The following is a 24,544-nucleotide window of genomic DNA, read 5'->3' as shown; positions in this document are numbered from 1 at the left end:
TTCCTATGAAGATATTAATAATCAATTCCGGAAGCTCTTCCATAAAATTTCAGTTAATGGATATGCCTTCCGAAACATTGATCTGTAGCGGACTAGTAGAGCGTATTGGCCATGAAGATGCCATATTAAACTATAAAACAAAAAACGTCAACCTTCAAAAGGTAGAGGTTATAAGGAGCCATAAGCAAGGCTTGCACAAAATTGTGGATGTGTTGCTTGATGCGGATCAGGGCGTTATCGCCAATACCGACGAAATTGAGGTGGTTGGACATCGCGTAGTACACGGTGGAAATTCATTCTCCAATACCACTTTAATCACAACGGAGGTAAAGACAAAAATTCAAGAATATGCTGCTTTGGCACCATTGCATAACCCTGGTAATCTTGAGGGTATTTTGGTTGCTGAAGAATTTTTTGCACGGGCCAAACAAATTGCAGTTTTTGACACTGCTTTTCATCAAACTATTCCAGAAAAAGCAAAAAAATACGCTATTCCCAATACGCTATATGAAGACCATGGTATTCAGGTGTATGGATTTCACGGTACCAGCCACCAGTATGTTTCTGAAAAGGCAATTACACATTTAAAATTGCAAGCATCCAAAATCATTACGATTCATTTGGGAAATGGTTGCAGCATGGCCGCAGTTGTGGATGGTAGGAGTATAGACACCAGTTTAGGATTTACACCTTCCAATGGCTTGATTATGGGAACGAGAAGCGGCGACATAGATCACGCTATTATTTTCCATTTGGTCAATAATTTGAACTTCACATTGGATGAGGTGAACACTATGCTCACCAAAGAGAGTGGGATGTTAGGCCTTACAGGACGTATGGATTTAAGGGACATTGAAGCCAATGCTGAAAAAGGAGATAGAAACTGCATCCTCGCCTTAACCATGAACGCCTATCGTGTTAAAAAATACATTGGTGCGTATGTGGCGGTAATGAACGGATTGGATGCAATTGTGTTTACTGCGGGAATTGGAGAAAATTCAAGCAATATCAGAAAACTAGTTTGTGAAGATTTGAATGTCTTCGGAATTGAATTGGACAAGACTAGAAATGAAATGAAATCAAACGAGCTGCGGGAAATCAACACCACGTCCTCCAAGGTCAAAATACTGGTCATTCCTACCAACGAGGAACTGGAGATTGCGAAACAAGCTTTTGAGTTGGTGAGTTAATACCTTCTTATTTTAAGGATATTTTTAGCGCAGTGCTGTGTTTGTTACTATATAATCCCATAAATTTTGCACTGTAAAAAACGATTTTAACAAATTCTGAAGAAGTTCATTAAAACATCTAGGTCAAAACTGCAGACTTAAGTAATTAGTAATTAAGAGTTTTGATAATTAATTTTTTTTGTATGCAGGAAACATGCAATTTAAACCGTAATTTTTTTACTATTTATTTATGATGTTTTAATAGAAAGTGTATATTTGCCGACCGTAAGACAAATGAAATTTGTTTTTATTGTCTTACCATTTCAGAACTTAGTTCTTGAATGGGCTCGTAGCTCAGCTGGATAGAGCACCTCCCTTCTAAGGAGGCGGTCACAGGTTCGAATCCTGTCGGGCTCACATTAAAAAGCAAACCATTTGGTTTGCTTTTTTTGATAAAAATAGTCTATGTGCACCGTCTATATTTTGGATCAAGTCATAAAGTTGTGGGATTTTAAGATTAAGCAAAAATTGTAGTTAGTCTATACAGGAAGAATTCTACGTTTCTAATCCCTCTGACATGATTTCGTCTCGCTCTCTGCAATTGTGATTTGTTTTAGAAGCTCTCATTTCGATTGACTTCCCATACAATGATCGTTTTATCGTCACTGGCAGAAATCAAATAATTGTTATAAGCGCTCCAAATTAATTTGTTTACCGAAAATTGGTGTCCATCATTGTTTTCTCTGTCAACCACTTCTAATAGTCGAAAGGTGTTGGAATCCCATATTTTTAAAGTTTTATCACGACTAGCCGTAGCAAATAAAGTGGCATCTGGGCTATAGGCAATATCATAAACGGCCCAATCATGAGCAGGAATTGACTTTATTAGTTCATAAGATTCCACTTGCCAGATATTCAAATGACCATCGCGTCCACCTGTTAAAAGGAGCTTTCCATCAGGACTGAAGCGCACAACATTTGTTGAAAGCTGATGTCCGACAAAGATCTTTTTTTCTAAGAATGTTTTGAGATCGAATATACTAATGTTACCCTCACCTGCAGCAACAGCGACTTCAGAAGTCGCATAATTAAAATCGATATGTCGCACTTTTTCATCACATAACTTAATCATCTTGATCAAGACAAAGGTATCCAGTGCGTAAATTGCTAAATAACCGTCTCCACCAGAAGTATAGATACAATTTGTTTCGATAGAATACGATATATTAAAAACCTGGGACGTATGGTTATTTAGGATTGCGATGTCTTCGTTTTTCTCTAAATCAAAGATATGAACAGTACCAATTGACGTTCCAGCCAGTAACCATTGCTTTTGGTGAATATGACAAATAGAATATAAAGGAGCAGGGAAACGGGCTACGAATTTTTCAGATTGAAATGTTTCTAAATCCCATTGTGCGATGACTTTATCTACACTACCAGAAAAAATAAGATGTTCAGATGTTCCTTTATCTAATGCGTATATTGCCGCATTATGTCCTGTGAGTTGCGCTACTTTATTTACCTCAATTTTCATTTATATAGCTATTTTTTTATGTATTTCAAATTAAGGAAAACCCGCTGGAATGAACACAAGCTATCAAAAGTACAAAACTCTGCTTGAAACTAAGAGAGCGTAATATCTAACCCTACAGAATAATATTAAGATTAACATAAAAACTGCAATTAATTATGATTGGATATCATACACTTTTGGGAATGAATTCGATTAGTGATGCGTTTGAAAATTCTTTGATTTTCCACATCCCGCATTCAAAGACTGAAATCCCCGACCAATTCAAACCCGATTTTGTGAGTGCTGAATTAATGGAGAATGAAATCAAGCTTCTGGATGGTGATAGTGTTAATGACAAACACGTCAGAGAGTTAAATCACTTAGTGTCAATGTACACCTCAACTTCGGCTCAATCGCTGAGTGTTACTGCCATTGAGAATGCTGTAAAAAACTTAAAGAGACCAATACGCAATTGGATTTTGAGATTGTAATAATCAGTGCAGCAGCTAAAGATTTGGCCACAGATGAAAGTCTGATTTCTTTTATTGACATCAGTGAAAACCTTGGCATCCGGATCGTTGTATGCGAGTCTGCAATGAATTACTTTGAAGTTAAAAAATCAGATTATCACAAATCTATTGAAACTACGCCAGACGGGGTTTGTGTAGTTGTTTGGCTTGCAGGAAAGTGGATTTAAAACAATTACCTTATAAAGTTTAAGTGCAAACGCCATCCTTATTCAAAGAAGGAGTCTCAAAACTAAAGCTGGTCCTTCAGAATTGAATATTTGAGAAATGGTCTCCGGTAGAAGTCCGAATGTAACACCGAAAAAGAGGCTATTTCATAAGTTATGATAGCCTATTTTTTAAAGCTGTAGTTATTTATTTCGATTTTTTGTTTGAGCCTTCCTTGGCTTCATACACATCACCTAAAAACTTAAGAAGAGTAAAAGTGGTTTATCCACGGCATCACTGATGGCGTTCTTGCTCCAAATGTTCAAAAAAACGGTTACACTTTCACAATCTTGAGTATCTCCCCAACACTTAAAACTGATAAAAATCTGAGCTGCTTCAGCTTCCTTGGTGACATGGGTGTTTTAAATGAATTCTGATATTTTCTCTGCTGTTCCTATCCATAACGATGGTATATGAGTGCGTCAATAATGAACTGAGCATCATAACAACTAATTTGGTATTGCGCTATTATTTTATTGAATAGAACCAACGGATTATTTATTTGTTGAGTATTTTTATGGATAAATTAAACAAATTGTACTTTTAAACAATCTAAAGCAAAACTTTATGAGCAAAGAGAATTTATACAACGACGAGGCCAAAAATAAAATTAAAGAGATGGCAGAAGATATCGACTTTACCATGATGGCCACCAACCTCAAGAAAACACCGCTCCACATGATCCCCATGAGCACTAAAAAAGTAGACGCTCACGGGAACATTTGGTTTTTGAGCAATAAAAACAGCACCCACAACCAAAACATTATGAATGACGCCAACTTACACCTCATCTATGGTGATAAAAGCGACATGCAATTTTTAAATGTTTATGGAATGGCGACCATTACTACAGACAGAGCTATGATTGACGAGCTTTATGGTAGTGCTGATGATGCTTGGTTTGACGGCAAAGATGATCCAAACATTACCGCAATTTCCGTGAAACCTACTGAAGCTTTTTATTGGGATCCAAAAAGCAACAAATTGGTGAACTTGGTTAAAATAGGCGTTGGTGCCATTACAGGCAACCAGCCAGACACTATGGACGTGGGAACACTAAAACCATAATATAACACAACTCGGACTTCGGTTCGAGTTTTTTTAGCAATGTTAAGTCGTCAGTTTTAAAATCACCTTGTAAGCCATCCCATTTGAAACTCGTTAAATTCACAAAAAAAGGCATTTATTGCATCCCCGGAAAGTTTTATCTCGATCCATGGCTTCCCGTAGATTACGCGATTATTTCCCACGGGCATGCTGATCATGCGCGCAATGGCATGAAGTACTATTTGTGTCAGACCGATTCTAAGGCGATATTAAAACACCGTTTGGGTGCCGACATTCATATTGAATCTCTTAATTATAATGAACCCAAGATGATCAATGGGGTGCAGGTAAGCTTCTTTCCCGCGGGCCATGTGATTGGTTCTGCACAGATCCGCTTGGAATACAAAGGCTTTGTTGTCGTTTTTACCGGCGATTATAAAGTGAAGAATGATTATTTGACCGTTCCGTTTGAACCTGTAAAATGCCATGAGTTTATTACCGAAAGCACGTTTGGCCTTCCCATTTATAATTGGTTGCCTGAAGCACAACTCCAGCAGCAGATGCAGGATTGGGTGATAAAAAATCAGTCGCACAACAGGACGAGTGTATTTTTAGGCTACTCCTTAGGGAAAGCACAGCGCATTATGAAAATGATGGAGCATGTGGATCAAATATATGTCCATTCGGCAATCCATAATCTCAATACTGCGATTGAAGGTTCAGGGATTTCACTGCCTAAAACCGAATTGCTGACTTACGATTTCAAGAAAGAAGACCTACAAAATAAAATTGTCATTATGCCCCCAGGTTTATTGGGTTCAAAACTGTTAAAAAAAATCCCCAATGCTGCTACAGCTATTTGTTCCGGTTGGATGCAGATCCGTGGCAATAGAAGATGGCAAGCGGTAGATGCAGGTTTTGCAGTAAGCGACCATGCCGATTGGAACGGGCTTCTATCTGCAGTAAAAGCTACCGAAGCTGAAAAAGTATATGTTACCCATGGCAGTCAAGCTACCTTTTCAAAATACTTGAATGAAATTGGCATTCCTTCTGCGGAAGTGAAAACAGAATATGGCACCGAGGAAGAAGAGAAGGAAGTGGTAACAGATAAAAACGTCAGCTCATGAAACATTTTTCTGATTTGATCAGCGCCATCGAAATCACGAATAAAACCAATGCGAAAATTGACGCGTTGGTGGATTATCTCAACATTGCGCCCAACAAAGATAAGCTGTGGCTGATTACGTTGTTCACAGGAAAACGACCCCCACGTCCTGTAAAGACCACGCTTATGCGGCAGTGGTGTATGGAAATTACAGGCTATCCTGAATGGCTGTTTTTGGAAAGCTATAGTAGTGTGGGCGATTTAGGTGAAACCATCGCCTTGATGTTGCCAGACCCTACGCATCATATTGAAAAATCATTGAGCGATTGGATGACCGAATTGCTTGCCTTAAAACCAAAATCTGATGCAGATAAAAAAGAGTATGTACGTCATGCGTGGTCAGGGCTTGAAATGCAAGAACGTCTGATTTTCAACAAACTGATTGGCGGGAGTTTTAGAATTGGTGTCTCCAAGAAAACCTTGGTCAACGCGCTTTCAAAATATTCGGGGATTGACGCCAACCAGCTTATGCACAGTATTATTGGCAATTGGGATATCAACAGCATTAGTTTTGAAGACTTGCTACATGGCGAACATATCAATTATGATAATTCTAAGCCGTATCCGTTTTGTTTGGCTTATGCCTTAGAGAAAGAGTTGCCAGAGTTGGGAACACCTGACGCATGGCAAGTGGAGTATAAATGGGACGGAATCAGAGGGCAAATCGTCAAACGCAATGGTGAGATCTTCATATGGTCAAGAGGTGAAGAATTGGTCACCAGTCAGTTTCCGGAGCTTGTTGCCAGCATGGAAAGCTTAAAAGAAGATTTTGTGATTGATGGCGAAATATTAGCGCTTAAAGACAACGCCGTTTTGCTCTTTAATGATTTGCAGAAACGTTTGAACAGAAAGAATGTCAGCAAAAAAATGCTCGAAGAGATTCCTGTTGGCTTTTATGGTTATGATGTATTGGAATGGAATGGCGAAGATGTCCGTTCAGAACCACTAAGCTACCGCCGTCAATTATTGGAGGAATTATTGACGAGCGAATTGAAACATGATAATGTGGTGATTTCTGAAATTATAGAATTCCAAGAATGGAATGAACTTGACGCCATCCGGAATAGCGCCAGAGAATTCAACAGCGAAGGTTTGATGCTGAAGCAAAAGAACTCGCCATATCATACGGGACGTAAAAAAGGCGACTGGTGGAAATGGAAAGTAGATCCGTTAACGATAGATGCGGTTATGATTTATGCACAAAAGGGAAGTGGACGTAGAAGTTCAAAATATACTGATTATACGTTTGCAGTAAAAAAAGACGACGGTTTGGTTACCGTAGCCAAAGCCTATTCTGGATTGACCGATATTGAAATCACAGAAATTTCCAGATTTGTCAATAAGAATGCCATCGAAAAATTTGGGCCTGTGCGCACCGTTAAACCTGAGTTGGTTTTTGAAATCGCCTTTGAAGGCATCGCCTTAAGCAATCGCCATAAGTCTGGCGTGGCCTTACGTTTTCCGCGTATTGTGAGATGGCGTCGTGATAAGACCGTTGCTGAGATTGATACCATTGAGCAAGTCAAACTTCTAATTACGAATCCAAATTGAAAAACGTTCAAGACTCTCAAGGCTATCACATCATTGCCGATTGGATGCATCAAAAAGGGCAAAAACCTTTTGAGTTTCAGTTGCAAACTTGGAACCAATTCCATAATGGAGCGAGTGGGATGGTGGTGGCTCCTACAGGCTTTGGAAAAACATTTTCTGTATTTCTGGCCGTAGTCATAGATTATCTCAACCAACCTGAAGCTTACCAAAAAGGCATAAAATTGCTTTGGATAAGTCCGCTGCGGTCTTTGGCAAAAGATTTGGCAAAAGCCATGACTCTTGCTGTGGAAGAAATTGGTCTGGATTGGGAAGTCGAAGTCAGAAATGGCGATACTCCGCAAAAAGATAGACGCCGTCAGGAACGTTTAATGCCAGATGTGTTGTTGACCACTCCAGAAACTCTTCATATTCTATTTTCACAAAAAAACAATTCCCGCTTTTTTAAAAATTTAAACTGTGTTGCCGTGGATGAATGGCACGAACTGCTCGGATCAAAACGTGGCGTGTTGACGGAATTAGCTATTTCACGACTGCTGAGCTCATCCCCAAAGATGCAGATTTTCGGAATCACAGCCACCATTGGTAATTTGGATGAAGCCCAAAACGTATTGATCCCTTATAAAAACATCAAAACCAAACGGATTGTAGCCAAGGAGAAAAAAACATTGAGATTGTTACAGTGCTGCCAGACGAGATTGAAGTATTGCCATGGGCTGGCCATATGGGCGTAAAAATGGTGGCCAAAATCATCCCCATTATTTACGCCAATAATACCACGCTCATCTTTACCAATACCAGAAATCAATCGGAGATTTGGTACCAACAAATTTTAAAAGTTGAGCCCGATTTGGCTGGACAAATTGCCATCCACCACGGTTCCATTGATGCCCAGTTGCGCAATTGGATAGAAGATGCTATTTCTGACGGGCATTTAAAAGCGGTGGTTTGCACCTCGTCTTTAGATTTGGGCGTAGATTTTAAACCCGTAGATTGTGTCATTCAAATAGGTTCACCCAAAGGCATTGCACGGTTTATGCAGCGAGCCGGACGTAGCGGACATTCACCTTATGAAACTTCAAAAATTTATTTCGTACCAACCCATTCTTTAGAATTGATTGAAGCAGCTGCCCTAAAACAAGCGGTAAAAGACAAACGTATTGAAGCCCGGGAACCGATGGTGCTCACGTTTGATGTCCTTATTCAATACATGGTAACCTTGGCCGTTGGTGAAGGGTTTAATGAGAAAGAACTTTTTGTTGCTATTCAAAAAGTACATGCGTTTCATTATATGACGGAAGAAGATTGGCGTTGGGCTTTGCACTTTATTACCGAGGGTGGAAATACCCTAAAGTCTTATGAAGAATATCATAAAGTTATTGTGGACGCCACTGGTTTGTATAAGGTTGAAAGCAGACGGATAGCCATGTTGCACCGAATGAACATTGGTGCTATTGTAAGTGATGCCATGTTGAAAGTAAAATTTTTTTCTGGCGGTTATATTGGGATGGTGGAAGAATATTTTATCTCCAAATTGAAACCGAATGACCATTTTATTTTGGCTGGTCGCGTTCTGGAAATCGTCACTATTAAAGACATGACTGTTTTGGTGAAACGCAGTAAACGTAAATCGGCAGTGACCCCAAGTTGGATGGGCGGTCGCTTGCCTTTATCATCCTATTTGAGCCAGTATTTACGCGATAAACTTTCAGAATCGTTACATCCGAAAACTACAGAAAAGGAACTCAAGTTTTTGCATCCGCTCATTTCTCAGCAGGAAAAACACTCACATATCCCTCAGAAAGACGAATTTTTGATCGAATTGATTGAAACAAAAGATGGGCATCATGTGTTTATGTATCCGTTTGAAGGACGCTTGGTACACGAAGTCATGGCGGCGTTGATAGCCTATCGTCTAAGTTTGATAAAACCGTTGACATTTACCATCGCCATGAATGACTACGGATTTGAATTGTTGAGCGACCAGTCCATTCCCATTGATGAACTTACTATCAAAACAATTCTATCCAAAGAAAATTTAATGGAAGATGTGATTGGTAGTATCAACGCCTCTGAAATGGCTTCCCGGAAATTTAGGGATATTGCGGTTATTTCGGGTTTGGTTGTGCAGAGTCAGCCGGGGAATCGTAAAAATAACAAGAGTTTACAATCGTCTTCAGGACTAATATTTAGAGTTTTGGAAGACTACGAACCTCAGAATTTATTGTTACGTCAAGCCTATACAGAAGTATTTAATCAGCAGTTGGAAGAAGTCCGTTTAAAAGAAGCTTTTGAACGCATTTCTAAAAGCAAACTTATTCTTAAATTTGCAAAATCTTTCACACCTTTGAGTTTCCCAATAAAAGTGGACAGTTTACGTCAATCGTTAACCAGCGAAGACCTGGATGCACGTATTAGACGTATTCGTGACGAGGTGATGAAGCAAACGCAACTATGAGTATTGTAACCAAGGACATTCCCGTTCAAAATATAACATTAACGCTTACAAATCAGCGTGCTCTGTATTGGCAAGATGAGGCAACTTTAGTAGTTTCTGACTTACATATTGGCAAAACGGCACATTTCAGAAAAGCAGGAATCGCTATCCCATCGGCTATTTTGGATAACGATTTAAAGCGTCTCCAAGGTTTAATAGACCATTTTGCCGTTAAGACTATTTTGGTGGTGGGTGATCTCTTTCACGCGGAAAACAATACCGATATGAATCAGTTTCAAACCTTCATACAAGATAATAACACAGTAGAATTTGAACTGATCAAAGGCAATCATGACCGCCTTAAAAATAGTTTTTATGAAGCTATGGAAATTGAAGTATTCAAGACCCACAAAGATGTCGGAACACTCCGGTTTGTGCATGATGAACAACACTGTCAACCGAACGTTTTTTGCGTATCTGGACATACCCATCCCGGAGTTACCATCAAGGGAAGAGGCAAGGTATCGATAAAACTGCCGTGTTTTGAGCTCTCTGAACACCGATTGATTCTTCCTGCATTTAGCGAATTCACAGGCTTGAACACCAAACGCAGCGTAGCATCTGCGGTGTGCTATGGCTTTACTGAAAAATCAGTATTTGAGATATAAATTCTAGGTAATGCGCACCTCAGGATTCGAAATTAGTTCTATATTTCGATCTTAAATTTATAAAAGATGAAGAACATTTTTAGGGCGCTTCTTGCAGGTTGGGGAGCAAAAAAAATAGGAGGTGGCAAATGTGGATGTATTGGTACCATCATTGTATTTATTATTCTTTACGTGCTGTTGGGACCAGTCTTCAATCTCTTCTAATTTTAAAACTCAAGAACCTCCTCGATTGGCGAGGTTTTAAAAAACAACGTATGCTAATTACAAATGGCTACGGCCAAATTTAAATCAGATTCTATTGGGCTTTTATACAAACCAATAGAATCTTTTGGTTGTGCATATTTGTGGTAAAGAACAGGTACTGTTCTCCGCCATCTTTAATCTTGAACATGTTACGAAGATTTTGCACCGACTCAGGAAAATTTCTGGTGGTGATATTTGCCTTTTCAATGGACAATCCTTTCACTTGCTTTTTATTGTAGGGGATGGATTTTAAGATCCTAAACGCTCTCCCTGGGAATTCAATCAAGGTATCACTCGTATATAAATGGGAGTGTTTATGAAGTTTACTGACGTTAAATGTTTCTGATAGGGAATGAAACCCACCCGATTTCAGAATGGCAGAATTTGGTTCAAAAAGATAGGTGAGTGGCTCACTATAAGTCGTTTCCACCTTTGACTCATCCTCTAAAATAAAATCAAAATATTCTGAATATTGTTTCTTGAGATTGATTGTTTTAATGCTGATCTCACCTGAGAATCCGTGTTCCAAAACCCACAACAATTCTTTTACCTCATTATTGACCGCAATGATGTGGATGGTTTTGACATGTTCAAGCTCATTTAAACCGACTGTAATATCCAGCAGCGGTGAAGTTTTAATCATGATATTTTTTGAATGAGACCACAGCGTCGCCAAATGTTCAGGAATATTCGGTAGACAGTCTTTCAAAAAGAAGACCTTGCCTTTGCTGTCATGGCGCCTTGAAGGATCAACATAAATCCAATCAAAATTTTCTTCGGAATTTTCAAGATATAATAAGCCATCACTAGCAACACTCTTAATATTAAGAATCTCAAGTCTTTCAAAATTGTGATGGGCAATGTGGCTCAATTCGTCATTCAATTCACAATGTGTAACCTTCTCGAAATGCTTCCCAAAAAAGTATGCATCCACACCAAAACCACCGGTAAGATCAATGAGGGTTTCACCTTCTATCAACCCGGACTTATAAGCTGCGGTTACTTCAGAAGACGTTTGTTCAATACTCAACTTATTGGGATAGTAAATGGCAGATTTTTGAAACCACCTAGGCAATTTCTTTTCGCATTTGTTTTTCGCTTCAATCTGTTCTACAAGCTCTTGAACAGACACCTCAGTAAAAGGAACGCCTTTTAAAATCAAGAGTGTGGGATCTGTTTTAAGGTGCTGATTGATGTACTCTTGAACGTCAGGGCGTAGAATAGCAGCGTTCATAAGCTAGAGGTTTTTGGTCAACTGCTTTACTATTTTATATTCTGACAGAAACTCTTTTGAGATCACCTTAATTGTCGTGTAGACTGGGACTGCCAAAATCATTCCTGGAATGCTAAAAAGTAAGCCACCACAAATGATGACGATAAAAACCTCTAATGGATGGGAACGGACACTCTGACTAAAAATGAAAGGCTGAGACACGAGATTGTCAATCAATTGGGCAATGGCCACACCTATCATAACTTTTATTAGAAGCGGTAATAAATCTGACGAAAAATCGGCTCCCAAATTGTTTGAAACGACTACCAAGATCATGACGACGCCGCCTAGAAGCGGTCCTAAATAAGGCACAATGTTAAGGAAGGCGCAAATAACAGCTATAGCAAGAGCGTTTTTAACATCGATATACGAGAGTAACACCAGATAAAAAACGGCCATGATCATAGTTTGTATCATGAGTCCAATAAAATAACGGGACAATAGTTCCTTAACCTTATCTAAAACTCTCAAAAAACGACGCTCCTTTCCTTCCTCAGCAAAAATAGCCACAGCATTGGAAATCATACGTTCATCCTTCAATAAAAAGAAGGAGATGAATAATACTGAGAATAGACCAATGATAAAATTAGTAATGTTATTTACAAAAATATTTACAAAGCTTTCTACAATTTCAGAATCAAAATTTCTAACAAATTCTGTCCGCTTGATCGCTTCTATAATATTTATTTTTTCAACACCCAGATATTCGCTTGCCTGAATACTCAATTCATTTAAATCTGTTTTGACCATTTCAAAATCTATTTCTGAAATGTTCTTACTCTGTTCTAAAATAATTGGAACAAAAAGCCATAAAATCAGGGCGAAGAGACCTCCAATAATCAAAAGCGTGATAAAGGCTGATAAATTTCTACCTACTTTGAGCTTATGCTTAAAAAAATAAACGACAGGTCTGAAAATGAGTGAAATAACTCCAGCTATAAATAGATATAACAATAAAGACTGTATTTTGTAGAGAAAATAAATGAGCAATAAAATGCCAAAAACAATGGCTATGGTCTGTAAGAATCCTTTAGAGATGGTGTTCGCTTTCATTTTTTAAATATAGATCAAATTAAGTATGCGGTCACAAGAAATTTTAACGGTTTCCAAAATTTTTCGGTAAGGCAAATCAGGTGATTTTATAGTTGAACAAGTTGTTTTGTGATCTCATAGAGCGCTATGCTGGTTGCCTGTACAACATTCATACTGCTGTTATGTCCAAACATATCGATATGTATACTATGATCAGACAATTTTAAACAAGCCTCAGAAACACCAAAATTCTCGTCCCCAATAAGCAGGGCTATTGGTTTTTGGGTGTCAAGTGTCATGTTGCTGAGCGGTGTACTGGATGCTGATATTTCTAAGGCTATAATTTGGAACCCTGACGCTTTGAGGGTATGTATGACCTCAGAGCTGTTTTCCTGCCATTTAAAATTCACGTACTTTTCAGTAGCCCGTGACGTTTTTGCCATTTTTCTTCCAAAAGGAATAGGGCTGCCACAAAATATCACCTGTTCCAATCCAAAGGCATCAGCGGTTCTAAACAGACTTCCAATATTGGCAGCGTTGGTTACGTTTTCACAAACCAATGTGATTGGAAAGGTGCGTTGGTTAAATTTGGAAGTATAATGGGTAAGTTGCATGGGATAGGGATTATAGAACTAAAGAATTTAAGTGAGGCAAGAAATGGAAAATTAAATTCTCCAATTGATGATTTTATAGATTAATGCTCATTGAGCAAATAGCTTCAATCCCGTGGCGTATAAATCATACAACCGTTAGTTCTCAAAAACATATTTCACAATGTTCGCTCCCATTTTCAACGCTTTCTCCCTTACTTCAAAAGGATCGTTATAGACTTCTTCATCCTCCCAACCGTTTCCTAAATCACTCTCATAGGTAAACAGCACCACCAATCGGTCATTTTCAAACATCCCAAAAGCTTGAGGTCTTTTACCATCATGCTCATGGATTTTAGGCAGTCCTTCAGGAAATTTGAACGCGGCACTAAAGATGGGATGGGTTTTTGGCAATTCTATCAGCTCTTTATTTGGAAACACCTTTTTTAACTCTTTTACCAAATAAGGTTCCATACCATAATTATCATCTATATGTAAAAATCCGCCAGAGATCAGATAATTTCTCAAATTCTCAGCATCATTCTCACTAAAAAACACATTGCCATGCCCTGTCATGTGCACCAAAGGATACTGATAAATATCAGGACTATCAGGTTCTACGGTTTGTGGTTGTGGATTGAGTTTAGTATTGATGTTAATGTTACAATACGAAATTAAGTTGGGCAACGACGTCGGATTGCCATACCAATCACCACCGCCTTTATACTTTAAAACTGCAATTTCTTGTGCATGTATTGAAGCTGTCATTCCTATGCCAAATAACAAAATGGCAACAGATAGTTTTGATCTTTTTAAACTCAATGTCATGCTTCAAAAATAGAAATAAAAACTATGAAAACGCATTAAAGATTTCAATTGTGTTGTTCAGAGCCGGTTAAATGGTGTTGTGTTTGATGTAACAAGTTGATTGTTTTTTATTTGATGTAAGGCCTTTAAGCAGACTCAGCCCAGTACTAACACAGAAATTTATTGGTCTCAGATTTAGTTAAAACTATGTGCCTTAGTGCATCTCGCTTTAGCTTCTAAAAATTTTGACACGAATTTCACGAATTTTCACGAATTCATTGGTTCATTGAAAATACAGTCGTTAATCATTTACTGTAAATTTCACGAATGCAACAGACTTTCAGTCTGTTTTAAAAAATCTATGGCACTTTAGTCATAGTGATTTAGTTTAAGCACAATAAATTGATAAAGAATCAATTATGTTAAATCAACTAAAGTTATGATTCATTTTTAAAAGCGATGCTATGACATGCTACAACAGCCGCAGTTTCAGTACGCAATCTGGTGTTTCCTAACATGACTGGTTTAAATCGGGCGTCAATGGCAAATTGAATTTCTTTTGCACTAAAATCGCCCTCGGGACCAATGAGAATGAGCACATCTTTTTGGAGTTGCAAACTGTTTTTAAAAGAAGCTCTAACTGTTTCTTCACAATGCGCAATAAATTTTTGACCTTCGAACTCTTGGGAAATAAAATCAGAAAATGAAATAGCTTCCTGTAATTCCGGTAAATAATAATGCAACGATTGTTTCATGGCCGATTGCAGGATTTTCTCAAATCGGTCAGTTTTGATGACCTTCCGTTCACTGTGATCGCAGATAATAGGTGTGATGACGTCCACACCAATTTCCGTGGCTTTCTCCAAAAACCATTCATAACGATCGTTCATTTTGGTTGGCGCTACTGCCAAATGAATCTTATAGTTCCGAGAGGGTTCAAAAGATTTGGAAAGAATAGAAGCCACACAGTTTTTTATGTCTGCAGTGGTAATTTCAGCATTAAAAAGCCAGCCTTTTCCATTGGTGATCTGAAGTTGGTCACCAGCACTTTTACGAAGCACTTTCACAATATGTTTGCTTTCCTCTTTTAAAAAGGAGATATGTGTGGTTTCTTCGCTGATAGTCGGGTTGTAAAAAAGCTGCATAATGGGGTTGTTCAGGTATTTTTAGATTTTTAGTCGGGAAGAAGCTGTTACGCTTTGCGCTGCAAAATCGCCTTCCAAATATTTCAAATAACCAACAATAGCAATCATTGCGGCATTATCTGTCGTAAATTCAAATTTTGGCACATAGGTGGTCCATCCAAATTTTGCCTCTCCGTTTTTCAAGGCTTGCCTAATTCCGGTATTTGCTGAAACACCGCCGCCAATAGCGATATGGGTAATTCCCGTTTCTTTTACCGCAAGCTTTAACTTGTCAATCAAAATGCCTATAATGGTGTATTGAATGGAAGCGCAAATATCATTCAAATGTTGCTCAATAAAATCAGGATTGGCTTTGGTTTCTTTTTGAATGAAATAAAGAATGGCCGTCTTCAATCCCGAAAAGCTAAAATTCAGTCCTTCAACTTTAGGCTTTGTAAACTTAAAAGCCTTCGGGTTTCCCAATTTTGCACGTTTGTCAATTTCTGGTCCGGCAGGATACCCAAGTCCCAATATTTTTCCGCTCTTATCAAAAGCTTCACCGACAGCATCATCAATGGTTTCTCCAATAACATCCATATCAAAGTAAGAATTGACCTTTACAATTTGAGTATGTCCGCCAGAAATGGTCATGGCCAAAAACGGAAACGGAGGCTTCTCAAATCCGTCTTCATCGATAAAATGGGCCAAAATGTGAGCTTGCATGTGGTTGACGTCAATTAGCGGGATATCCAATCCGAAAGCCAAGGATTTTGCAAAGGAAGTCCCAACCAATAAAGAACCCATCAACCCCGGACCACGTGTAAAGGCAATGGCACTCAGTTGTTTTTTATCAACATTTGCCTTTTTTAAAGCTTGATGGACCACCGGAACAATGTTTTGCTGATGCGCTCTAGACGCCAATTCTGGCACTACGCCACCATAAGCTTCATGGATACTTTGACCCGCCACAACATTGCTCAGTATTTTGCCGTTAAGCATTACAGAAGCCGCGGTATCATCGCACGAAGACTCAATAGCAAGAATATAAATATTTTGTGTAGCCATTAGTTAAGATTAGGCACAATAATTGTTAATTTTGGCTCAAAGTTATAACTTTTAAAACGTATCAAAAAACTTTTAAAAATAGCATCTAAAATTGTAGCAATATTTCTATTGCTCTTCATCATTTTGGTGCTTATCCTCTCCATTCCGCCAGTTCAGACTTATTTAGGTAAAAAGGTTACCAAACGGATCAATGACGATTATGGCACCCATATTTACGTCAATAAGGTAGGGCTGCAGCTCAATGGCGATGTGGAACTTAAGGGCATTTACATTGAAGACTACAAAAAAGATACGCTCATTGGCATTGAAGAGTTAAACACCTCCATACTCAGCTATAGAAATTTATCCAAAGGCAAATTAGTGTTTGGAGACATTGATGTACAAGGTTTAACCTTTAATGTCAGAACTTATTTGGGTGAAAATGAAACCAATCTCGACGTTTTTGTAGCAAGGTTTGCAGAAAATAACCCTCGTAAAAAAAGTAGTTTCCTACTATCCTCAAGTGATGTGTCCATTTATGGCAGTACGTTTAGGATGATCAATGACAACAAAGAAACGAGCAAAATTCTTGAGTTTAACCATCTAAATCTCAATGCTACCAATTTTCTGATCAACGGCAGTGACGTAAGCGCACGTATCAATACATTGACTTTCAAGGACAGCAGAGGTTTGACCATTAAAAATATGGTCACCAATTTTGAATATACATTGGACCACATGACCTTTGCAGACCTTTCCATCACAACACCAAAATCCTATTTGAATGGCGAGTTGACTTTCAATTACAAAAGAGAAGATTTTCAGGATTTTAGTAATAAAGTTGAAATCATTGCCAATTTCAAGGACTCTGACATCATGCTCAATGAATTGAACACATTTTATAATGGATTTGGAGCTGAAGACCATGCCAAGTTCAATGTGAGATTGACGGGTACCCTCAATGATTTGAATTTGAATAACCTTAGGCTCACCACTAGCAGTCAAACAAAAATTTATGGTGATATCAATTTCAAGAATTTACTTAATACTGAAACTAACACATTTTCAATGGATGGTGATTTCAGTAATCTATCTTCCAATTATTATGATTTAAAATCGTTAATGCCCAATGTTTTAGGAGCGTCTATACCTAGTATTTTTTCCAAACTGGGAGGCTTTACAATTTACGGGAAGGCAAAAATTACCTCAAAAGATATTTTCGCAGATTTAAGTATAAACACTGCACTTGGCCATATTGATTCCAATTTAAACTTATTGCGCTTTGATGATATTGATAATGCGAGCTATAGAGGAAATATTGTTTTTGAAAATTTCGATATCGGACAGCTACTGAATGATCCCAATGTAAAGGAAACAAACTTTGACCTGGATGTGGATGGAAAAGGGTTCACACTTGAAAAATTAAAAACCAATGTTAACGGCCAAATTTTTAGCATCAATTACAATAATTATAATTACCAAAATATTGACGTTGCTGGGCAATTAGGGAATAAAGTGTTTAATGGAAACTTAGTTTCCAACGATGAAAATTTCAAGTTTAGATTTAATGGTTTGGCTGACATGTCAAAAAAAGTCAGTTCCTTAAATTTTACTGCGGAAGTGGAGTACGCCAATCTTAAAGAATTAAATTTTGCAAAGAAGGATAGCATTTCAGTTTTTATGGGGACCATATTTATAGACATGAATGGTTCAAATCTTGACGATGCCTATGGAGCGTTGACCTTTAAAAATACCACGTATATCAATGAAAACGATTATTACTATTTTGAAGACTTCGAGATTACCTCACGTTTTAATGATGCTGAGCGTATTATAGAAATCAATTCTCCTGACATAGTTGAAGGCACGGTGAGTGGCGTTTTCAAATTCAATGATATTGGAAAACTGGTCGAAAACTCCATTGGTAGTATCTATACCAATTATGTGCCGCGTAAAGTTTTAACAGAACAATATCTTGATTTCAACTTTACCATTTACAACAAAATTGTAGAGGTTTTCTATCCCGATTTGGAACTTGGTAAAAACACCTTTATTAAGGGACGTGTTGAAAGTGACCAAAGCGGGTTCAATTTGACATTTAATTCGCCTCAAATTAAATTGCTGGATTATTTTGCCAATGACATTCAGATCAACATTGATAATAGCAATCCGCTGTTTAATACGTTTATAGAAATTGACTCCATCAATACCAATTTTTATAATATCTCAAAATTCAGCCTGATCAATGTTACTGTTAGAGATACCTTGTTTATCAAATCTGAATTTGAGGGTGGGAAACAAAATAAAGACCAATTCAATTTAAGTTTGTTTTATACTATTGATGAGGACAACAAATCGGTTGTCGGCTTTAAAAAGTCTGATGTGACCATAAAAGACAACAATTGGTTTATTAACGAGCAGAAAAACCAATTGAATAAAGTCGCTTTTGATAGAGATTTTAAGGAATTTAATATTTCTGACGTACTATTTAGTCATCAAGATGCAGAAATACTGCTAGCCGGGGTGTTGCGGGATTCTACCTATAAAGACATCAAGCTTAGTTTTAAGGAAGTCGATCTGAACAAAATTACACCAACGCTGGACAGCCTCTCATTTGGGGGCATTGTCAACGGCAAATTAGATGTGCTTCAACAAAATGGTGTGTATGTGCCTAATTCCAATGTGACCATTGAAAACTTTAAGTTTAATGAGTATTTGTTGGGCGACTTAAAGGCAGATATCGCGGGCAATCAATCACTCACCAATTATCAGGTAGATTTGTTTCTAAAAAATGACAACTTAAAGTCATTGGATGCAAAGGGGAACATTGACGTTAGCGCCAATAACTCCAATATTGATTTGACGATTGCCTTTGATGAGTTTGATTTGGAACCGCTCAATGTCTTTGGAGCAGATGTGATCAATAACATTAGAGGCTTGGCCTCAGGGGTTGTACAAGTAACTGGAGACTTAAAAAAACCACAAATTGAAGGTGATTTGATCCTGGATAACGCAGGGTTGGCCATCCCGTATTTAAATGTGGATTATGCGTTTGATTTTGATACGGAGGTTACTCTAAAAGACCAGCGTTTTATTTTCAATGACGTTGTGCTTACTGATTCTGAATTCTTTTCAAAAGCCACCCTAAACGGATACCTTTCTCATCAAAACTTCTCTGATTGGAAGCTTGGATTGGATATTGACACCAACCGATTATTGGTCTTAAATACTGATGATGCTGAGGATGCATTGTATTACGGAACCGCTTTCATGAACGGCACCGCAAGTATTTATGGCCCAACAGATCAGTTGGTAATTGAAGTAGATGGCAGCACCTCCCAAGGCACAGTTTTTAAAATCCCTTTAAATGATGTTGAAAGTTTTGGAGACAATACTTACATTCATTTTTTGAGTCCTGAAGAAAAAGCAGCGCGCTTAAAAGGAGAACTTATTACAGACACTCGGGTAAAAGGACTGGAACTTAAATTTGATTTAGACGTCAATCAAAATGCCGATATTGAAATTGTGATTGACAGAAACTCAGGCAGTACGATACGCGGCAGTGGGGAAGGCAACTTACTGTTTGAAATTAATACCAACGGTAAGTTTAAAATGTGGGGTGATTTTTCAGTATTTACAGGCATTTACAACTTTTCCTATGGTGGCTTGATCCAAAAAGATCTTGTGGTAGAACCAGGTGGCAGTATTATTTGGGAAGGCGATGCTTTAAAAGCCCAAATCAACCTCAAGGCCATTTATAAAACCGAGGCCAACCCTTCCATTTTATTAGACAATCCAATCAACCGGAGTATTCCCGTAAATGTAGAGATCAGTCTGACAGGCCAATTGGAACAGCCTACGCCAGATTTTGCCGTCACATTTCCCAATGCCAGTTCTACCGTAAAATCAGAATTGGAATACCGTTTGGAAACCAAAGAAAGTAGAGAGAACCAGGCGCTATTTTTATTGGCAACGGGCTCTTTTGCAAGTGAGATCAGTTTGGGCCAACAAGCATATGGCACCATTGCAGACCGTGTAAACAGTTTGTTTAACGGCCTCTTGTCCAGTGATGATGATAAACTGAAACTAGGTTTGAATTTTCAAGCGGGAGAACAAACCCCTGATTACCGAACCGATGACCGATTGGGATTAACCTTAAGCACCAAAATTAGCGACCGTGTGTTGTTCAATGGTAAAGTAGGGGTTCCCATTGGTGGAGTTAATGAGACGGTGATTGCTGGAGATGCCGAAATAGAATTGTTATTAAACGAAGATGGCACCTTATCTGCAAAATTTTTCAACAGAGAAAATAACATCCGAAATTTTGGTGAAGAAATTGGCTATACACAAGGTGTTGGGTTGACTTATAATGTGGAATTTGATACATTCAGAGAACTGCTCAGAATTATTTTTTCAGGAAAAAACAAAAAGGAAGCAACAGTTGAGAAAGAAGAGAAAGTGGCGATAAAGGAAGAAGATCCACTATCTGAGTATATTAAAATGAAAGGTCAAAAGGATTGAATCGAAAATTGTAGTCATTCTTTCTTAATTAAATCGCCTTAGTTATTAACGAAAACGATTGAATTTTAATCGATTCGTCAAAATATGCTAATTCCTACCATAATTATAGTATTTGTTTAGTAGTTTTACTATTCTAACAAAAATATAAATGTCAAAGAGCATAAAAAAAATTGGGGTAATGACTTCTGGAGGCGACTCTCCTGGGATGAATGCAGCCATTCGTTCCGTAGTTAGAACCTGCGCTTACCATAATGTTGAATGTGTTGGTATCTATCGCGGCTATGAAGGGATGATGGAAGGTGATTTTAAGTCTATGGATGCACGTAGCGTGAAAGACATTATCAACAAGGGCGGGACCGTCCTCAAATCAGCCCGTTCAAAAGAATTCAGAACATCTGAAGGACGAGCAATTGCACATCAAAAACTTAAAGAGGCCAATATAGAGGCACTTGTAGTTATTGGCGGCGATGGCACCTTTAATGGCGGACTTGTGTTCAACCAAGAATACAATTTTCCGGTTATTGGAATCCCAGGAACTATTGATAATGATATTTTCGGGACTACCCATACCCTTGGTTTTGATACGGCCTTGAATACGGTGGTAGGATGCATCGATAAAATTAGAGATACGGCAAGCTCTCACAACCGTCTATTTTTTGTAGAAGTTATGGGGCGTGATGTTGGCCATATTGCTTTGAATGCTGGCGTTGGCGCTGGGGCCGAAGAGATCTTGATTCCTGAAGAAAATATGGGTCTTGAACGTCTTTTAGAATCCCTGCAACGCAGCAAGCGGTCTGGGAAATCGTCTAGTATTGTGGTAGTTGCCGAAGGTGACAAGATTGGCAAAAACGTTTTTGAGCTTAAAGATTATGTAGAGGCCAATTTGGACGAGTATGATGTTAGGGTTTCTGTTTTGGGCCATATGCAGCGCGGTGGTTCTCCGTCGTGTTTTGATAGAGTTTTGGCCAGTAGAATGGGGGTTAAAGCTGTAGAAAGTTTGCTGGAAGGTAAAACAAATTATATGGTTGGACTGATTAACGACAAAGTGACGTTGACCCCATTGGAACAAGCCGTGAAAGGAAAATCGCAAATTGACAGAGAATTATTACGCGTGTCAGAGATCATGTCTACTTAAAAATTTAAGGTTCACAATTTTCAATGTTGAAGATTAATGATAATAAGAAATAAATAATACTAATAAATAATAGAAAGAAGATGGCAAATTTAAAATTAGGAATAAACGGTTTTGGAAGAATTGGAAGAATCGTATTTAGAGCAACACTAAATAAACCAGATGTAGATGTTGTAGCAATCAATGATTTGTTGGAAGTAGAACACTTAGCATATTTATTAAAATATGATTCAGTGCATGGGAGATTTGACGGCACTATTGAAGTCAAGGATGGCCATTTAGTTGTGAATGGTAAAACCGTTCGTGTGACTGCCGAAAAAGATCCACGTAACTTAAAATGGGATGAAGTAGAAGCAGACGTTGTTGCTGATTGTACCGGAATTTTCACCACTATGGAATCTGCTCATTATCATATTGAAGCAGGTGCCAAAAAAGTTGTGATTTCTGCACCAAGTAAAGATGCCCCAATGTTTGTAATGGGCGTTAACCATAAAGATGTAAAAGCGTCAGACAAAATCGTGTCTAACGCATCTTGTACCACCAACTGTTTGGCACCAATGGCAAAAATTGTTGATGACAATTTTGGTATTGAAGAGGCCTTGATGACAACCATTCATGCAACCACCGCCACGCAGTTAACGGTTGACGGACCATCCAATAAAGATTATAGAGGTGGAAGAAGTGCCTTACTGAATATTATCCCTGCATCAACTGGAGCTGCAAAAGCTGTTGGTAAAGTGATTCCTAAACTTGACGGAAAACTGACAGGTATGGCCTTTCGAGTTCCTACTGCTGATGTATCTGTGGTAGATTTAACTGTGAGAACAGTTAAAGAAACATCTTTGGAAGCCATTAAGAAAGCATTTAAGGATGCTTCAGAAGGAGAGATGAAAGGTATACTTGGCTATACTGAAGAATTGGTAGTTTCCCAAGATTTTGTGGGAGAAACAAGAACTTGTGTTTTTGATGCTGATGCTGCAATTGAATTGAATTCAAGATTCTTCAAACTTGTGGGCTGGTATGATAACGAATTTGCATATTCTACCAAATTGGTTGAATTGGCACAACACATTCACTCTAAATAAGTAACTCCATAAAATCCGTATAACTTTTGCTGTTTTAGACAGCTTGGAGTTCTACGGATTTTTTATCCTACATACACATGATATTAATAGTTGACAGTGGTTCTACAAAATGCGATTGGATTTCAGTAGACAATAATGGCGAACAAATCCAGGAGAAAATTCGAACCAGTGGTTTGAATCCTGAAATTCTTAAGGAAAAGAAGCTTTATAAAATTATCCGAAAGAGTGAAGAATTGATGAAGAACAAACGCGACGTTACTCATATCTTCTTTTATGGTGCAGGTTGCGGTACTGAAAATCCGAGATTGCTTTTAAAACGTGTGTTGGAAGACATTTTCGTAAACGCAGAAGTTGAAGTCACTGAAGATACGATGGCCGCCGTAAGAGCTACGATCAATCAGGATGATGAGGCTGCCATTGTGTGCATTTTGGGTACAGGCTCTAACTGTAGTTATTATGATGGGACCCGTCTACACCAGCGTGTGCAATCATTGGGATATACTTTAATGGACGATGCTTCGGGTAACTATTTTGGCAAACAGATGGTGCGTGATTATTACTTTAATCATATGCCAGAAACCATCAGAGTATCTTTTGCCGATAAGTATAATATGGATGCTGATTTTATTAAATTCAACCTTTATAAGCAACCGAGTCCTAATGCGTATTTGGCAAATTTTGCCGAATTTATGTTCTTGAACGTAGATTCTACTTATATTCAAAATATGATTAAAGAAGGCATTAGATTGTTTGCAAAAAACATGATTTTTCAGTTTAAAAATGAGGTAGAAAAAGTACCGGTCCATTTTGCGGGCTCAATTGCATTTTTTGCTAAAGATCAGATTAAGGAAGTCGCCAAAGAAATGGGATTTACGACAGGAAATTTTGTCCGTCGCCCTATTGAAGGCTTAGTGGCCTACCACACAAAGAAATTGTAAGCAAGATTTAAAATAATTGGTAAAACAAAAAGCAGTGTTCTCAACGTATGAACACTGCTTTTTTTATTCAGATTTTGAAATTTTGATTTACTTTACCGCAATCATACTAATCTCAACATTCACAAACTTTGGCAGGTTGGCAACTTCTACCGTTTCTCTTGCGGGCGCTGTATCGGCATCAAAATAGGTGGCATAAACGTCGTTAATTTGTCCGAAGTTATTCATGTCACTAATAAAAATTGAAGCCTTAATAACGTTTTCAAAAGTCATATCTGCAGCAGCTAAAACAGCCTTCAGGTTTTCCATGACTTGCCTGGTTTCAGCCACAATGGTATCAAGTACCAATGCATTTGTCTTTGGGTCAAAAGCAATTTGTCCCGAAGTATATAGCGTATTTCCAGTTAAAACGGCCTGATTATAGGGGCCAATAGGAGCAGGAGCATTGGGTGTGTTAATGATTTTTTTCATGAC

Annotated in this window: 22 protein-coding genes and 1 tRNA gene; 15 read left to right on the top strand and 8 right to left on the bottom strand. The window is 38.2% G+C overall.

The window, feature by feature from the left end; genetic code table 11:
- Positions 1-5 precede the first annotated feature (5 nt).
- Both A9996_RS04550 and A9996_RS04545 read left to right on the top strand, forming a co-directional pair.
- A complete protein-coding gene (locus tag A9996_RS04550; RefSeq protein WP_066431448.1) occupies positions 6-1,190 on the top strand; it encodes an acetate/propionate family kinase in 1,185 nt (394 codons plus the stop codon).
- A gap of 322 nt (positions 1,191-1,512) precedes the next feature.
- Positions 1,513-1,586, top strand: a tRNA-Arg gene (locus A9996_RS04545).
- A 196-nt stretch (positions 1,587-1,782) separates the two neighbouring features.
- On the opposite strand, the gene A9996_RS04540 is transcribed toward A9996_RS04545, so the two are convergent.
- The gene (locus A9996_RS04540) at positions 1,783-2,706 is read right to left on the bottom strand and encodes a WD40 repeat domain-containing protein (RefSeq protein ID WP_066431445.1); all 924 of its coding nucleotides are present in this window, start codon (positions 2,704-2,706) and stop codon (positions 1,783-1,785) included.
- Positions 2,707-2,861: 155 nt separating this feature from the next.
- Between A9996_RS04540 and A9996_RS04535 the strand changes: the two genes are divergently transcribed.
- The 9 genes from A9996_RS04535 (at position 2,862) to A9996_RS20070 (ending at position 10,488) form a co-directional block, all read left to right on the top strand.
- Positions 2,862-3,176, top strand: a complete 315-nt coding sequence (locus A9996_RS04535; RefSeq protein WP_146608916.1) for a hypothetical protein — start codon at positions 2,862-2,864, stop codon at positions 3,174-3,176.
- Entirely contained in the window at positions 3,158-3,382 is a 225-nt protein-coding gene (locus tag A9996_RS04530; protein ID WP_066431439.1) for a hypothetical protein, read from the top strand. The genes A9996_RS04535 and A9996_RS04530 overlap by 19 nt, the downstream gene beginning before the upstream one ends.
- Positions 3,383-3,986: 604 nt before the next feature.
- Positions 3,987-4,487 carry a pyridoxamine 5'-phosphate oxidase family protein gene (locus A9996_RS04525; RefSeq protein ID WP_066431435.1) on the top strand — a complete coding sequence of 167 codons (501 nt, stop codon included), beginning with the start codon at positions 3,987-3,989 and terminating at the stop codon, positions 4,485-4,487.
- An 83-nt stretch (positions 4,488-4,570) separates the two neighbouring features.
- Entirely contained in the window at positions 4,571-5,593 is a 1,023-nt protein-coding gene (locus A9996_RS04520) for a ligase-associated DNA damage response exonuclease (protein ID WP_066431433.1), read from the top strand.
- Positions 5,590-7,182, top strand: a complete 1,593-nt coding sequence (locus A9996_RS04515; RefSeq protein WP_066431424.1) for an ATP-dependent DNA ligase — start codon at positions 5,590-5,592, stop codon at positions 7,180-7,182. The genes A9996_RS04520 and A9996_RS04515 overlap by 4 nt, the downstream gene beginning before the upstream one ends.
- Positions 7,179-7,913, top strand: a complete 735-nt coding sequence (locus tag A9996_RS20930) for a DEAD/DEAH box helicase (protein ID WP_346210585.1) — start codon at positions 7,179-7,181, stop codon at positions 7,911-7,913. The genes A9996_RS04515 and A9996_RS20930 overlap by 4 nt, the downstream gene beginning before the upstream one ends.
- A complete protein-coding gene (locus tag A9996_RS04510; protein ID WP_346210584.1) occupies positions 7,862-9,637 on the top strand; it encodes a helicase-related protein in 1,776 nt (591 codons plus the stop codon). The genes A9996_RS20930 and A9996_RS04510 overlap by 52 nt, the downstream gene beginning before the upstream one ends.
- Entirely contained in the window at positions 9,634-10,284 is a 651-nt protein-coding gene (gene pdeM, locus A9996_RS04505) for a ligase-associated DNA damage response endonuclease PdeM (protein WP_066431423.1), read from the top strand. Before A9996_RS04510 ends, pdeM begins: the two co-directional genes overlap by 4 nt.
- A 66-nt stretch (positions 10,285-10,350) precedes the next feature.
- Positions 10,351-10,488: a hypothetical protein gene (locus A9996_RS20070; RefSeq protein WP_169817237.1), complete on the top strand. Its 138-nt coding sequence runs from the start codon at positions 10,351-10,353 to the stop codon at positions 10,486-10,488.
- Between the two features lie 91 nt (positions 10,489-10,579).
- Here A9996_RS20070 and A9996_RS04500 read toward each other — a convergent pair whose 3' ends face one another.
- The 6 genes from A9996_RS04500 to tsaD form a co-directional block, all read right to left on the bottom strand.
- A complete protein-coding gene (locus A9996_RS04500; protein WP_066431416.1) occupies positions 10,580-11,761 on the bottom strand; it encodes a class I SAM-dependent methyltransferase in 1,182 nt (393 codons plus the stop codon).
- Between the two features lie 3 nt (positions 11,762-11,764).
- Positions 11,765-12,853, bottom strand: a complete 1,089-nt coding sequence (locus A9996_RS04495; RefSeq protein ID WP_066431414.1) for an AI-2E family transporter — start codon at positions 12,851-12,853, stop codon at positions 11,765-11,767.
- 86 nt (positions 12,854-12,939) lie between these two features.
- Entirely contained in the window at positions 12,940-13,446 is a 507-nt protein-coding gene (locus A9996_RS04490) for a TrmH family RNA methyltransferase (RefSeq protein ID WP_066431411.1), read from the bottom strand.
- 135 nt (positions 13,447-13,581) lie between these two features.
- On the bottom strand, positions 13,582-14,190 hold the full coding sequence (locus A9996_RS04485; protein WP_066431515.1) for a DUF4159 domain-containing protein: 609 nt from the start codon (positions 14,188-14,190) through the stop codon (positions 13,582-13,584).
- Between the two features lie 476 nt (positions 14,191-14,666).
- On the bottom strand, positions 14,667-15,374 hold the full coding sequence (locus tag A9996_RS04480) for a 16S rRNA (uracil(1498)-N(3))-methyltransferase (protein WP_066431409.1): 708 nt from the start codon (positions 15,372-15,374) through the stop codon (positions 14,667-14,669).
- Positions 15,375-15,395: 21 nt separating this feature from the next.
- The gene (tsaD, locus tag A9996_RS04475; protein ID WP_066431407.1) at positions 15,396-16,418 is read right to left on the bottom strand and encodes a tRNA (adenosine(37)-N6)-threonylcarbamoyltransferase complex transferase subunit TsaD; all 1,023 of its coding nucleotides are present in this window, start codon (positions 16,416-16,418) and stop codon (positions 15,396-15,398) included.
- 108 nt (positions 16,419-16,526) lie between these two features.
- Here tsaD and A9996_RS04470 point away from each other — a divergent pair, with 108 nt between their 5' ends.
- From A9996_RS04470 to A9996_RS04455, 4 genes are all read left to right on the top strand, one after another.
- The gene (locus tag A9996_RS04470; protein ID WP_066431405.1) at positions 16,527-20,918 is read left to right on the top strand and encodes a translocation/assembly module TamB domain-containing protein; all 4,392 of its coding nucleotides are present in this window, start codon (positions 16,527-16,529) and stop codon (positions 20,916-20,918) included.
- A gap of 148 nt (positions 20,919-21,066) precedes the next feature.
- Positions 21,067-22,053, top strand: coding sequence for a 6-phosphofructokinase (gene pfkA, locus A9996_RS04465; protein WP_066431402.1), 987 nt, complete (start codon positions 21,067-21,069; stop codon positions 22,051-22,053).
- 80 nt (positions 22,054-22,133) lie between these two features.
- A complete protein-coding gene (gene gap, locus A9996_RS04460; protein WP_066431400.1) occupies positions 22,134-23,135 on the top strand; it encodes a type I glyceraldehyde-3-phosphate dehydrogenase in 1,002 nt (333 codons plus the stop codon).
- Between the two features lie 77 nt (positions 23,136-23,212).
- Complete coding sequence (locus tag A9996_RS04455) at positions 23,213-24,073, top strand: N-acetylglucosamine kinase (protein ID WP_066431397.1); 861 nt, start codon at positions 23,213-23,215, stop codon at positions 24,071-24,073.
- Between the two features lie 87 nt (positions 24,074-24,160).
- Here A9996_RS04455 and A9996_RS04450 read toward each other — a convergent pair whose 3' ends face one another.
- Positions 24,161-24,541 carry a Rid family detoxifying hydrolase gene (locus A9996_RS04450; protein ID WP_066431394.1) on the bottom strand — a complete coding sequence of 127 codons (381 nt, stop codon included), beginning with the start codon at positions 24,539-24,541 and terminating at the stop codon, positions 24,161-24,163.
- Positions 24,542-24,544 lie beyond the last annotated feature (3 nt).

The organism is Gelidibacter algens (genome assembly GCF_001678675.1).
GTDB lineage: Bacteria > Bacteroidota > Bacteroidia > Flavobacteriales > Flavobacteriaceae > Gelidibacter > Gelidibacter algens.
This window is presented reverse-complemented; position numbering and strand designations above follow the sequence as displayed.